Source organism: Pseudomonas sp. WAC2 (assembly GCF_030403525.1).
Taxonomy (GTDB): Bacteria; Pseudomonadota; Gammaproteobacteria; order Pseudomonadales; family Pseudomonadaceae; genus Chryseomonas; species Chryseomonas luteola.
Map to the genome: position 1 here is coordinate 278,695 of NZ_JAUEPD010000007.1, position 12,580 is coordinate 291,274.

13 protein-coding genes are annotated in these 12,580 nt (G+C 55.4%); 4 read left to right on the forward strand and 9 right to left on the reverse strand.

The annotated features are described in order from the left end of the window. Positions 1–48 precede the first annotated feature (48 nt). From QWJ10_RS16655 to QWJ10_RS16665, 3 genes are all read left to right on the forward strand, one after another. Positions 49–519, forward strand: coding sequence for a MarR family transcriptional regulator (locus QWJ10_RS16655; RefSeq protein WP_010798432.1), 471 nt, complete (start codon positions 49–51; stop codon positions 517–519). Between the two features lie 119 nt (positions 520–638). Continuing rightward, positions 639–1,241 carry a LysE family translocator gene (locus QWJ10_RS16660; protein ID WP_037030959.1) on the forward strand — a complete coding sequence of 201 codons (603 nt, stop codon included), beginning with the start codon at positions 639–641 and terminating at the stop codon, positions 1,239–1,241. A 10-nt stretch (positions 1,242–1,251) separates the two neighbouring features. After that, entirely contained in the window at positions 1,252–2,439 is a 1,188-nt protein-coding gene (locus QWJ10_RS16665; RefSeq protein ID WP_010798434.1) for a benzoate/H(+) symporter BenE family transporter, read from the forward strand. Between the two features lie 69 nt (positions 2,440–2,508). Here the strand turns inward: QWJ10_RS16665 and rluB are convergent, their stop codons facing one another. From rluB to zwf, 4 genes are all read right to left on the reverse strand, one after another. Then, on the reverse strand, positions 2,509–3,615 hold the full coding sequence (rluB, locus tag QWJ10_RS16670; RefSeq protein ID WP_019365560.1) for a 23S rRNA pseudouridine(2605) synthase RluB: 1,107 nt from the start codon (positions 3,613–3,615) through the stop codon (positions 2,509–2,511). 171 nt (positions 3,616–3,786) lie between these two features. Further along, entirely contained in the window at positions 3,787–4,434 is a 648-nt protein-coding gene (locus tag QWJ10_RS16675) for a bifunctional 4-hydroxy-2-oxoglutarate aldolase/2-dehydro-3-deoxy-phosphogluconate aldolase (RefSeq protein WP_033352374.1), read from the reverse strand. A gap of 2 nt (positions 4,435–4,436) precedes the next feature. Next, on the reverse strand, positions 4,437–5,147 hold the full coding sequence (gene pgl / locus QWJ10_RS16680) for a 6-phosphogluconolactonase (RefSeq protein ID WP_019365558.1): 711 nt from the start codon (positions 5,145–5,147) through the stop codon (positions 4,437–4,439). After that, complete coding sequence (gene zwf, locus QWJ10_RS16685; protein WP_010798438.1) at positions 5,134–6,603, reverse strand: glucose-6-phosphate dehydrogenase; 1,470 nt, start codon at positions 6,601–6,603, stop codon at positions 5,134–5,136. The genes pgl and zwf overlap by 14 nt, the downstream gene beginning before the upstream one ends. 161 nt (positions 6,604–6,764) lie before the next feature. Here zwf and QWJ10_RS16690 point away from each other — a divergent pair, with 161 nt between their 5' ends. Continuing rightward, positions 6,765–7,640, forward strand: coding sequence for a MurR/RpiR family transcriptional regulator (locus QWJ10_RS16690; protein ID WP_010798439.1), 876 nt, complete (start codon positions 6,765–6,767; stop codon positions 7,638–7,640). Between the two features lie 44 nt (positions 7,641–7,684). Here QWJ10_RS16690 and QWJ10_RS16695 read toward each other — a convergent pair whose 3' ends face one another. The 5 genes from QWJ10_RS16695 to ugpC form a co-directional block, all read right to left on the reverse strand. Beyond that, the gene (locus QWJ10_RS16695; protein WP_010798440.1) at positions 7,685–7,858 is read right to left on the reverse strand and encodes a DUF1289 domain-containing protein; all 174 of its coding nucleotides are present in this window, start codon (positions 7,856–7,858) and stop codon (positions 7,685–7,687) included. Between the two features lie 74 nt (positions 7,859–7,932). Continuing rightward, positions 7,933–9,249, reverse strand: coding sequence for a carbohydrate porin (locus QWJ10_RS16700; RefSeq protein ID WP_019365555.1), 1,317 nt, complete (start codon positions 9,247–9,249; stop codon positions 7,933–7,935). Positions 9,250–9,325: 76 nt separating this feature from the next. Beyond that, positions 9,326–10,537: an AGE family epimerase/isomerase gene (locus QWJ10_RS16705; protein WP_289928136.1), complete on the reverse strand. Its 1,212-nt coding sequence runs from the start codon at positions 10,535–10,537 to the stop codon at positions 9,326–9,328. 10 nt (positions 10,538–10,547) lie between these two features. After that, entirely contained in the window at positions 10,548–11,459 is a 912-nt protein-coding gene (locus QWJ10_RS16710; protein ID WP_289928139.1) for a carbohydrate kinase, read from the reverse strand. A gap of 9 nt (positions 11,460–11,468) precedes the next feature. Beyond that, positions 11,469–12,572: a sn-glycerol-3-phosphate ABC transporter ATP-binding protein UgpC gene (gene ugpC, locus QWJ10_RS16715; RefSeq protein WP_289928142.1), complete on the reverse strand. Its 1,104-nt coding sequence runs from the start codon at positions 12,570–12,572 to the stop codon at positions 11,469–11,471. Positions 12,573–12,580 lie beyond the last annotated feature (8 nt).

Sequence of the window (12,580 nt, forward strand, 5' to 3'; positions counted from 1 at the left end):
GTCAAACTGCTTGACCGAAACTACGCTGAACCGGATAGAAGCGTCAATATGCTTGACCTAAAAAATACCGTAGCCCAACGCCAGGCGATGCAGTCATTCTTCTTCGGCTACCAGGCATTTACCGCCAAGGCCGACGAAATGCTTTCGCGCCGCGGGTTTAGCCGCGTACACCAGCGTATTCTCTTTTTCGTGGCTGGCTCGCCAGGAATCAGCCACAAAGAGTTGCTGGAGGCTTTGGGGGTTACCAAGCAGGCCGCTAATCCGCCCGTTCGCCAGCTAATTGAAAAGGATATGCTTGTGGTGGAGTCAGACGCGGAAGACAAGCGCAAGCGCAAGTTGCGGCTGACATCGCACGGTGCAAAGCTTGAGCAGCTCCTGCGGCGGGAACAGGTCAAGCTGCTACAGCGTGCCTTTGACGAAGCCGGAGAAGCCGCAGTAGAGGGATGGATGAAAATCAACCAGACGCTGGCAGGCCAGGAGCGCCAACGCGAATCGAGCCGGAAAGACGGGTCGACTTGAGCACAGACTAGCGGCTTCATTCAGACAAAGCCTGATCGACTGTACGGCTCCTTCTACAGGTGAGTGTATCGGTACGCCAGCCAACAGGCTGTTTATGCTGGAAAAAAGGAAGCCCAGCCATGACAGCCGAATTACTTACCGCTTTTATACTTTTTGCCTTCGTATCCTCAGCTACTCCGGGTCCCAATAACATGATGCTGCTCGCGTCAGGTGTTAACTATGGTTTCCGCCGGACACTTCCGCATATGTTCGGCATTAGCCTTGGGCATATGGTGATGGTAATCACCATGGGATTGGGTCTTGGACAATTGTTCAGCCTGTACCCCTCACTGCACATGGCCTTGAAGGTCGTGGCTACTGCATACCTGTTGTACCTGGCATGGAAAATTGCCAACGCCGCACCGCCTACGCCCAAGCAGGCTTCCGGCAAACCATTCGGTTTTTTTCAGGCAGCTGCCTTTCAATGGGTTAATCCAAAAGCCTGGGTAATGGCCATAGGCGCCGTCACCACGTATTTGCCCGTTCAAGATTTCAACAGCAACCTGCTGCTGATAGCGCTGCTGTTTGCGCTTATCAACTTGCCTAGCGTTAGCCTTTGGACGCTGTTTGGTATGGCATTACGTACACTTTTGAATAGCCCGATGCGTCTGCGTGCGTTCAACTGGACGATGGCTGCCCTGCTAGTTATTTCTCTGTACCCCATTCTGCTGTCTACCCATTGAAGACCGTACCATGACCGTATCCACCGCCTTGCGCCCGTTTGCCGACACATCGCCTTCTTCAATCGTTGCCGGTTTCGTAGCGATGCTGGTTGGCTACACCAGCTCCCTGGTGCTTATGTTCCAGGCAGGCCAGAATGCAGGGCTGAACAACGCTCAGATTTCCTCCTGGATCTGGGCGCTGTCCATCGGGATGGCGATAACCACGATCGCGCTCTCGCTGCGCTTCAGGACTCCCATCGTCATCGCATGGTCTACCCCCGGTGCTGCCCTGCTGATGACCAGCTTGCCTCAGGTCCCTTACAGCGAGGCTATTGGCGCTTTCATGTTATGCGCCCTCCTCACGGCCTTCTGCGGTATGACTGGCAGCTTCGAGCGTCTGATGCGCAAGGTTCCTGCTGCATTGGCCGCCGCGCTGCTGGCAGGCATCCTGTTTCGGATCGGCATTGAGATCTGCTCGGCTACTGAGCAGCAACCTCTGCTTGTAATAGGCATGTTCCTGACGTATTTGCTGACCAAGCGGCAGGCACCCCGTTATGCCGTGTTGGCTGCCCTGATGATTGGAATGATCATCGCCGCCGTCATAGGGCTGTTGCATTTCGAGCACTTTCATTTGCAATTGGCGGTGCCTGTCTGGACCACACCGTCCTTCTCCATGTCCGCCATCATCAGCATTGGTATTCCGCTATTTGTTGTTGCCATGGCTTCTCAAAACATGCCAGGCATTGCGGTTTTGCGGACCGACGGCTACCAGACACCTGCCTCCCCCCTGATATCCGTTACCGGAATAGCCTCGTTACTGTTGGCCCCATTCGGCTCCCACGGAATTAACCTGGCGGCCATCAGCGCAGCCATCTGTACAGGGCCTGAGGCCCACGAAGACTCACAAAAGCGCTACACCGCAGCGCTCTGGTGCGGCTTCTTTTACGGTATAGCCGGAACGTTTGGTGCAACACTGGCAGCCCTGTTTGCAGCGCTTCCTAAAGAATTAGTGCTATCCATCGCCGCACTTGCACTGCTTGGGTCCATCATGAATGGGCTTAACAGTGCCATGAGCGACCCCAAACAACGCGAAGCCGCTCTTGTCACTTTTCTTGTAACCGCTTCAGGCATGACATTATTAGGCGTTGGGTCGGCTTTCTGGGGAGTGGTCGCAGGCCTGATCACCCAGTTAGTCCTGAATTGGAAGAAGGCTACTTGATTAACGATATAGGTAGAGCCCATACAAAAACGGCTCGCCTAGGCGAGCCGTTCGAGCACAGGTAACCGCTTAGCGTTTACCGCGATTATTACTACCAAAGCCTGGACGCTGACCTTCACGGGCTGGACCATTACGGCGCTGTGCCGGTGCGGCCCGTTCCCGGACAGGACGCTCGCGACGTCCGTCATCACCAGAGGCATGCTCTTCACGAGTCCGTACCGGACGCTTGCGCCCACTTTCGGATGGACGCTCGGCTAATGGTGTGCCACCACGGCGGCCCTCGCCCTGCGGCTTGCCAGAGCGCTTGTCACCACGGCCGCCGCGGCCAGCCTCAACAGGCTTGCCGGACTTGCGCTGCATACGCTCAAGCTTTTCGCGAACCTTCGCGGTCACAGGAGGCAATTCAACAGGCGTCAGCCCTACTTCTGCGCTGAGAATATTGATTTCACCCTGCATCATCTCGCGCCAGCGGCCCATGGACAATTCAGCCGTCAGGAAAACCGGTCCGAAACGTACCCGCTTCAAGCGGCTGACCAGCACGCCCTGGGATTCCCACAGGCGACGAACCTCTCGGTTACGTCCTTCCATGACCACGCAATGGAACCAGTGGTTGAAACCGTCACCATTGGGAGCCTGTTGGATATCGGTAAAACGTGCAGGACCGTCTTCCAGCATGACACCTGCCTTGAGACGCTCGATCATGGCCTCATCGACTTCACCACGCACACGTACCGCGTACTCCCGGTCCATCTGATAAGAGGGATGCATCAAGCGGTTGGCCAGCTCACCGTCGGTCGTGAACAAAAGCAGGCCGGTCGTGTTAATATCCAGACGACCAATGTTGATCCACCGCCCGCCTCTCAGGCGCGGCAATCGGTCAAACACCGTAGGACGCCCTTCGGGGTCATCACGGGTGCAGACTTCACCTTCAGGCTTGTTGTAAATCAGTACACGGCGAACATTTTCGGCGGCTTCTTCGCGGCGTAGCACACGCCCGTCCACAGCAATGGCATCCTGAGGCGTAACACGCTGACCCAGAGTGGCGACATTTCCGTTTACTTGAATACGGCCCTCGGCAATCCAGGCTTCCACATCACGGCGGGAACCTACACCCATACGGGACAGGACTTTCTGGAGTTTTTCCCCGACTGGGGTATGAGGAGTGTTGTCGTTCATAAGGCACCTCCCGGTGTAAGCGGCAACAAAAAGGCGCGCATCATAGCGTCACCTAGCCCTTGAGCCTAGCGACTAAATGACTCGACGTGCAGGCCTTTCGACAGAAAAGAGATGGATGGTCTGAGATGCAGACGGCCTGCATGATGCAGGCCGTCGAACAAGATGACTGCCTTAATCGAGCGCAGCCAGGGCTTCGCGGCAAAGCTGCTCTATCTTTGTCCAGTCACGCGCCTTGATAGCGTCGGAAGGCAGCATCCAGCTACCTCCTACGCACATGACATTGCTCTGCTGGAAATAGGCTTTGACATTACCCGGATTGACGCCGCCCGTTGGGCAGAATCGAAGATCGCCAAAAGGACCGGCAAAGGCTTTAAGCGCGTCTATTCCACCGTAAACATTGGCCGGGAAGAGCTTGAAGCGACGGTAACCCAGCCGATAGGCACGCATGATGTCTGAAGGCGTAGCAATACCGGGCAGTAGTGGCACATCGCTTTTAACGCCTGCCTCAAGGATTTCGTCCGTGCAGCCGGGCGTTACAATGAACTGAGCACCTGCTTCTACCGCAGCATCAAACATGTGGGTGTCCAGAACAGTACCGACACCCACCGTTAGCTCCGGGCGCTCCTTGCGCAGCAGGCGCACAGCATCCAAACCATGGGCAGAGCGAAGCGTGATTTCCAGTGTCTTGAGCCCCCCCGCTGCCATCGCGTCGGCAAAAGGCAGGACGTCAGCCGGATCGTTGATCACGATGACGGGCAGGATGCGTGCTTTCTGGCTCAGCGCATCAATGGCAGCGATCTTGTTTTGCATGTCACTCATCCTCAAGGGCACCAATAGATCTTCAGCGGCTCTCGCAGGAAGGCGCTGATAGGAGTCGCCAGCTCATCACCGGCGGTTGCAGCGGTTTGCAGAGCGGCCAACTTGCTCTGGCCCTGGATGGCCAGGAACTGATTGTGAGCACCAGACAACAATGCGCGTGTCATGGTCAGACGTTGACGAGGCACGGAAGGTGCCCACATGGGCAGGCACAAGCGCTCGCTCTGTGGATCAAGCGCATCTTCAAGCCCAGGACTTCCGGGAAACAACGAAGCAGTATGTGCATCGTCGCCCATTCCCAGCACCAGCACATCGATAGGCTTGGGCAGATTCTGCAAGCGGTTATCAGCCTCCTGAGCAGCCGTTTCAGCGTTTTCGCCAGCGGCATAGAGGTCTACAAAAGTCGCTGCACGGGCTGCATTACGTAACAGGTGCTTGCGAATTAGCCCGCCGTTGCTATCCGGATGCTCTAAAGGCACCCAGCGCTCATCGGCGAGCGTAATCGTGACCTTCGCCCAGTCCAGCTCCTGCTCGGATAACTGTTCAAAGAACGGCACTGGGCTACGACCACCCGAAACCACCAGTGTGGCCGCCCCTTTCTGTGCAATGGCCTCACGAAGAGCAGCCGCTACAGCCTGGGTCAGCTGCTCAGCATGGGCCTCACGACCGTTCAGCTCGATGAATTCGACGCCTTGTGGCAGGTTAGATGTCGCCATACCAGGATCTCCCGTCACGTGCAATGAGAGCAATGGAAGTCAGCGGGCCCCATGTGCCAGCTGCGTATGATTTCGGGGTATCGCCCATTTTTTCCCAGCCTTCCATGAGCTGGTCGCACCAGCGCCAGGCCGCCTCGATCTCGTCCTTGCGCACGAAGAGAGACTGGTTGCCCTGCATCACTTCCAGCAACAAACGCTCATACGCGTCTGGTACCCGCGCCGACTTGAAGGCCTCGGAGAAATTGAGCTGCAACGGACCGCTGCGCAGCTGCATCCCTTTGCTCAAGCCTTGATCCTTGGTCATGACCTGCAGGGAAATCCCTTCGTCCGGCTGAATACGGATGATCAGTCGGTTGTTGATCAGACTCCGCTGCTCAGGCGCGAAGATGTAGTGTGGCGGTTCCTTGAAATGAATAACGATCTGCGAAAGTTTTTGCGGCATACGCTTGCCGGTACGCAAATAGAAAGGCACTCCAGACCAACGCCAGTTACGAATATCGGCGCGAATGGCCACGAATGTTTCCGTGCTGCTGCTCTCGTTAGAATTCTCTTCCTCCAGATAGCCAGGCACCGGCTTGCCATCGCTGTAACCACTCGTGTACTGGCCCAGCACGACACGGCTGGCCAGCTGATCGGCGGTGATCGGCTCAAGCGCCTTGAGCACCTTGACCTTTTCGTCACGGATACTGTCCGCCGAGAGATCAGCGGGCGGGTCCATTGCAGTCAGGCAAAGCAGCTGCAGCAAGTGGTTCTGCACCATGTCGCGTAGCTGCCCGGCCTGATCGAAATAACCCCAGCGGCCTTCGATCCCTACTTTCTCAGCAACCGTAATCTCCACATGGGAGATATAGTTCTGGTTCCATTGGGTCTCGAACAGACTGTTTGCAAACCGCAGAGCAATCAGATTCTGTACGGTTTCCTTACCCAGGTAATGGTCGATACGGTAGACCTGACTTTCCGGGAAGAACCGAGCCACGGAGTCGTTCACGACACGCGAAGACTCAAGGTCATGGCCGATGGGCTTTTCCATGACGACGCGTGTACGGCTGCTAAGCCCTACCGCATCAAGATTCTCGCAAATCGAGCTGTATACTGAGGCGGGTGTTGCGAAATACGCAATCACCGTTTCGGAGTCACCCACGTCTTCGGCCAGTCCGGCATAGTCTTCCATGCGTCGGAAATCCATGGCACGGTAGCTTAAGCGGGCGGCGAAACGTTCCCAGACGGCTTGATTCCAGTCAGCATTCGGCACGTAATGCCGAACCCGCTCTTCAATGTGAGCGAGCTGCTTGGTGCCGTCTCCTTGATCTCGAGCAAGCGCGACGATACGCGTGTCATCATGGAGGAGACCTTCGCGATCGAGTTGATAGAGAGCCGGAAACAACTTGCGCAGAGCGAGATCGCCCAACGCGCCGAACAGGGCCAAAGTGCAAGGGAGTACGCGAACTGCTGGCATATATTCGTTCTTTTACGAAAAGTTGGTGAATGAAAGCCCAGTTTAAGTGAGCTTTCCCCTTTTACGTAGTATAAAAATCAAAAATTTAATAAAACCTTTTTGTGCAGCCTTATTCCTCTATAGCTGTACGATAAAAGGATGACAACTTTCAGGAGCATTTGATGGATCGGGCCAGCACATTGCTGCAATTGATTCAGACCCGTCTGCCGGAATTGAACCGTGCCGAACGCAAGGTAGCCGAGGTTATTCTAAACAATCCACGGCAGGCTACCCGCCTGACCATTGCGGCCCTGGCGCAGGCAGCACACGTCAGCGAACCGACTGTCAATCGCTTCTGCCGATCACTGGGAATCAGCGGCTACCCTGAAATGAAGATTCAGCTGGCCCAGAGCATCGCCAGCGGCGCCGTCTACGTAAGCCAGGCGGTGGAAGCGGATGATGAGCCTGAAGCCTACTCAGAAAAAATTTTCAGTAGCACCATCGCCTCGCTCGATAATGCTCGTCAGCGCATGGATGCTCAAGTGATCAATCGAGCCGTCAATCTCCTGATTCAGGCACGGCAGATTCATTTCTTTGGCCTGGGTGCATCTGCACCTGTAGCGCTGGATGCCCAGCACAAATTCTTTCGCTTCGGTCTAGCTGTTTCGGCCCATTCAGACATTCTGATGCAACGCATGCTTGCGTCTGTAGCGCAGATGGGCGAAGTCTTCGTCATCATTTCCTACACCGGCCGCACGCGCGAACTGGTGGATGTTGCCAAGCTGGCACGGGATAACGGGGCATCAGTTATCGGGATGACTGCTGCTAATTCTCCGCTTGCGAAGGTTTCAACACTTAGCCTTGATATTCCAGTGCCCGAAGATACTGATATCTATATGCCAATGTCGTCACGTATCGTTCAGCTGACAGTACTCGACATTCTGGCCACTGGCGTTACGCTGCGCCGCGGCGTTGATTTCCAGCCGCACCTGCGCAAAGTAAAGGAAAGTCTGGTAGCAACACGCTATCCAATGGAGCAGGAACAGGAAGAGTTGTAATCGACGAGAAAGGCTGGAGCAGTACGCTTCAGCCTGTAGCGAGGTTATTTCTTCTTGAGCTTCTTGAGACGCTTGCTGGCCTTTTCGACTACATCCTTGCGCTCTTTGTCCTTCATGGACTTCCAGCCCTTGATTTCATCGCGGCTGCGGCCGCATCCCTGACAGACTTCATCCTTGAGCTTGCATTGGCTTACGCAGGGACTCTCAACCTTACCCACAGGGCTACCTCAGCATCTGGACACAGCGAACAGTATAAACACACTGCTCGCTGCGCCCAGTACCATCTGCGGAATTAGAACACCGCTTGGACCTTCAGGCCGCCGACAACAGCATTATCGACTTCCTTGACGCCACCCGGGTTACGCATGTACTGAATATTCGGACGTAGGGTGAGCCAGTTGGTCACGTGTACGCCGTAGTACAGCTCAGCATCGTATTCGCTGTACTGCAGCGGTACGTAGCCTGGGTTGTCATAATCGTCGATACCGGTAGCAAGGTTGGCTGCACGTTGCGCATCACGCGCATCGCTGTTGGTGTGGATACGAGCCACACCGAAACCGATGTCGTCTTTTGGTCGCGCATCGAATGGTCCCTTGTACACCACACCAGCCTGGATGTAGTTGTCTACCTTGTTGGTAGCCTTGTCATGCACCGTGAAGTTGGCGAATACACTCAGACCACGAGAAGCATCACCGTTGTGCTTGGTCAGCTGCTGCTTGGCTACAACCCAGTAGCCATGCTTACTGGAATGACGGCTGGAAACACCATCCACATCATCCGCATCAGCGGTGCTGTAGTAGTAACCGAAGCGGTACTCACCCGGTAGGCTGTTCAGCGTTGGCAACCATACCAGCTCAACTGGCAGGATCACGCCTTTGGCACCGCTGGTATTCATCTTGAAGCCATTACCGGTTTCAAGCAGCGACGGGTTCTGCTCGTAAACCCCAACCTGGGCAAACAGCTCAGGTGTCAGGTTGTACTTGACGCGCATGGCCCACTGGCTGACCGGCCAGTTGTACCACTGATCACCTACCCAGTTACCCACCTGGGAACCACAGAACGCCAGGTTCTGGAAGTCACAGTCGAACGAGTTGAAATCTTCACCCTCGCCGAAACGACCAGCCTTAATGTCCAGACGGCCATCAAAGAACCCCTTGCTCAACCACAGCTGGGTAAGGCGCCAGGTCTGGCCGCGACCCCAGACTTCTTGTACGGAAGAATACGTACCGGAACGTGGATCACCAATATTGTCGTTGGTCAGGTTACGGCCGTCACGTGAAGTAATGGCAACTTTGAATACGGAATTCTCCCAACCCAACGTCTTGTTCATGTCGACCGCCAGGCCGAACATGTACTGGGAAGACCAACGTGCGGTGTGATCCTTGTCGTATCCACCTCGCATGTTGGTAGCGCCTTCCCCGACGTACTCCAACTTGATGTCGTAACCCTTATCTAGCAGTTCAGTACGCAGGCCACCCCAATCGCCTGTCATACCACCTGCTTCAGGGTCGAAGGCATCGGCTGCATGGGCAGTGGCACTGAGTCCACCCAGTGCAGCTAACGACAACACAGCCAAGTGCCGTACGCGTTTGCCTTTATGCTTATACATTCTTCTCGGTCCTTTATAATTTTTAATGGGCTATACGCAACACACCACAGGTCCCACGCCAATAACTGGCTAAACTTCACGGCAGAACATTGAGTACCTCGTAACAGGCTCCCATGGTGTGGTAGTCGACCTTTCCGGCCGGACTTTTTTCGTCGGAATACTTAGTATTTCGACGGTCGAGGATGCGCCACCAAGCGCCATACTCGTGATCAATGAAATGCTCCCAACTATAGTGCCAGAGCTGTTCATATTGTTTCCAATATTTACCGTTGCCGGTGCGCTCGGCAAGCAAGGCTGCAGCCGCCAAGGCCTCGGCCTGAACCCAGAAGTACTTGTCTGGATCACAAACGCTGCCATCCGGAGCGAACCCGTAATATAGGCCACCATGTTCATGATCCCATGAGGTTTTCCACGCGGCATCAAACAGCTCTGCAGCACGTGGCGCCAACCATGCCTGGGGACGATGGCGCTCGAGAATCAGCAAGAGCTTGGCCCACTCGACCTGATGTCCAGGCTGGAAACCCCAAGGGCGGAACAGGTTGGCGGGATCATCTCTGTTGTAATCCCAATCGATGCTCCAATCCTGATGGTAATGCTCCCAGATCAACCCGCCTGGTACATCCTGAGCAACCTCAGCGCTTTCCTGGCTAAGTGCTGCCTGGCGCTGAGTCATATTGATTGCAAGCGTTTCGGCGCGGTCCAGATAACGGGACTCCTGTGTCGCTTCATAGGCAGCCAGAAGCGCCTCGCAGGCATGCATGTTGGCATTTTGTCCACGATAGGAGGAAACCTCGGACCAATCGGCACTGATCTCATCACAGTACAGACCGTCTTCTTCGCGCCAAAAATGACGCTCGAAGGTGTCCCAGGCTTCAGCCAGCCATGCTCTGGCCTCCTCGACTCCTGCCATGACGCCGTGAGAGTACGCTAGGATAACGAATGCCAGACCATAGGCATGATTGGTGCCGTCTACTACTTTGTCGCCCTTCAGTAGCCAGGCGTAGCTGCCATTGGGCTGCAGATGCTTTTCCCTTAGAAAGCGAAGCCCGTGCCGTGTGGCACCCAAGTATTCAGCGTTGCCGAATTGCCGATAGGCCATTGCAAAATTGAAGACGAAACGGGTACTGGAGACAAGATGGCGCGTCTCTCGATCATAGATATCGCCATTGTCACGGAAGAATTGGAAAAACCCGCCCTGCTCGTCGATGCAGCGTGGATAGTAGAAAGCCAGCGTATGCTGGATATGATCCAGCAGAGTGTCACGTTGACGGAAGTCTGGAAAGTTCATACGAAGTCCCTTAGGCAGGAAGCGGCGAAGTCGCCATCATGGCGCGAACGTCATCAAGCGTCGGCGCATAGGCCCCCGACTTCTGGCAAGACACCGAGGCACAGGCAGCTGCGAAAAGTAGCCGCTCTTCCAGTGATGCGCTTGAAATGATCCCTGACGCCAACCACCCCGCCATACAGGCGTCACCGGCACCTACGGTGTCCGCCACATGAATCGGAATACCAGGCTGAGTCCACTCCCCCTGGCTGGAAAGCAGCGTGATGCCCTTGGCACCCTGCGTATAGAGGATGTTGGCCTCTGGATTCATGTCCCGCAGGCGGCTCAAGCCCTGTTCAGGCGTTAGTCCGGGATAGATATTTTCCAGGTCTTCGTCAGAAAGCTTGATGTCGTCTGCCAGCCTCACAAGGGTTGGAAAGATACGACGACAGTAGTCATCGCCCATCAGGTTTCGCCAGTTGGGGTCGTAGCTGATACGTTTACCTGCTGCCTTGGCCTTTTCTGCCTGTTCAAGCAGTTTGGAAGCCAACGGCTCACGGGCCAGACTGATGCAGCTGAAGTGGCAGAGTTCAGCAGCCTCGAGCCAGCCTTGCGGCAACGCATCCGGATCAAAGGCTAGATCCGCCTCCCCAGCAAAGAAATACCGAGGTGGATTGCTGGACGGCACTACTGCCACCAGCGGATCAGCTTCGACCCGCTGCAGAAAACGCATATCCAGTCCGGACACCTGAGACTGCTCATGAATCTCATCGCCTAGAGAATCCTGGCTGATTGATCCCGCAAACGCAGCGGGTACGCCCAGACGCGCCAGCGTCCGAGCAACATTCCACGGTGCACCGCCTGGATGGCCTTGCCACTGTCCGGGTGAATGCTGGACCAGATCGGTCAAGGCCTCTCCAAAAACCACCACACGTGGCAATGTCATAACTTTCTCCTAAGCGATACGAGCACCTGAAGCAGGTTCGAATAATACGAGACGCTCTACATCAAGCTCTAGCGTTACGATTGATCCGATTTCAGGAGTGTCGACTGGCGCTACTCGACAACACACCTGGACGCCATTGACCTCGACATAAACCAGAGTGTCGGGGCCTGTTGGCTCCACGACCTGCACTCGGGCGTTGACCAATGGCAAATCGCCGATCTGACCACTGCGAATACAGATTTGCTCAGGTCGAACCCCTAAAATTGCTTCGCGACCGTCTGCCAGAGCGGTTTGAAGCATGGGTAGACCAATAGCGGTACGCTCGCCATGCCCCTGCAAACGCACCACAGGGCGCCCGTTTTCCTGCTCCAACGCGACAGGAATGAAGTTCATTGGCGGAGAACCAATGAAGCTGGCCACGAAGAGGTTGGCGGGGTTGTTGTAGATTTCCTGGGGAGTACCAAACTGTTGAACTTCTCCCTCTTTCATAACTGCGACACGGTCGCCCAGCGTCATGGCTTCGATCTGGTCGTGAGTAACGTAGACAGTTGTAGTCTTGAGCCGCTGGTGCATTAGCTTGATCTCGGTGCGCATTTCCACACGCAACTTTGCATCAAGATTTGAGAGCGGCTCATCGAACAGGTAAAGCTTGGGGCGGCGCGCCAGTGCGCGTCCCATGGCGACACGTTGTTGTTGCCCACCGGATAGCTGCGAGGGTTTGCGCTCGAGCAGATGCTCGATCTGCAAAAGCTTGGCGACACGGTCCACTTCCGCGGCGATCTGGTCAGCAGGTGTCTTGCGGATCTTCAACCCAAAGGCGATGTTTTCCCGCACCGTCATGGTCGGATACAACGCATAGGATTGAAATACCATGGCGATATCGCGGTCCTTGGGCTCGACCGCAGTTACGTCCTCACCACCCAGCATGATGGCCCCGCTGGAAATATCTTCCAGGCCAGCGATGGCATTCATCAGCGTAGACTTACCGCAACCGGAAGGACCAACCAGGATCAGGAACTGCCCGGTCTCGATACTGATATTGATACCTTTAAGCGCTTCCTGAACAGCGTTGCCGTAGGTCTTGCGGACATTTTTAAGTTCTAGTGCGGCCATGATTGTTC

Coding starts and splice junctions, on each gene's coding strand:
- QWJ10_RS16655 (WP_010798432.1), top strand. CDS start 49: ATGCTTGACCTAAAAAATACCGTAGCCCAACGCCAGGCGATGCAGTCA.
- QWJ10_RS16660 (WP_037030959.1), top strand. CDS start 639: ATGACAGCCGAATTACTTACCGCTTTTATACTTTTTGCCTTCGTATCC.
- QWJ10_RS16665 (WP_010798434.1), top strand. CDS start 1,252: ATGACCGTATCCACCGCCTTGCGCCCGTTTGCCGACACATCGCCTTCT.
- rluB (WP_019365560.1), bottom strand. CDS start 3,615: ATGAACGACAACACTCCTCATACCCCAGTCGGGGAAAAACTCCAGAAA.
- QWJ10_RS16675 (WP_033352374.1), bottom strand. CDS start 4,434: ATGAGTGACATGCAAAACAAGATCGCTGCCATTGATGCGCTGAGCCAG.
- pgl (WP_019365558.1), bottom strand. CDS start 5,147: ATGGCGACATCTAACCTGCCACAAGGCGTCGAATTCATCGAGCTGAAC.
- zwf (WP_010798438.1), bottom strand. CDS start 6,603: ATGCCAGCAGTTCGCGTACTCCCTTGCACTTTGGCCCTGTTCGGCGCG.
- QWJ10_RS16690 (WP_010798439.1), top strand. CDS start 6,765: ATGGATCGGGCCAGCACATTGCTGCAATTGATTCAGACCCGTCTGCCG.
- QWJ10_RS16700 (WP_019365555.1), bottom strand. CDS start 9,249: ATGTATAAGCATAAAGGCAAACGCGTACGGCACTTGGCTGTGTTGTCG.
- QWJ10_RS16705 (WP_289928136.1), bottom strand. CDS start 10,537: ATGAACTTTCCAGACTTCCGTCAACGTGACACTCTGCTGGATCATATC.
- QWJ10_RS16710 (WP_289928139.1), bottom strand. CDS start 11,459: ATGACATTGCCACGTGTGGTGGTTTTTGGAGAGGCCTTGACCGATCTG.
- ugpC (WP_289928142.1), bottom strand. CDS start 12,572: ATGGCCGCACTAGAACTTAAAAATGTCCGCAAGACCTACGGCAACGCT.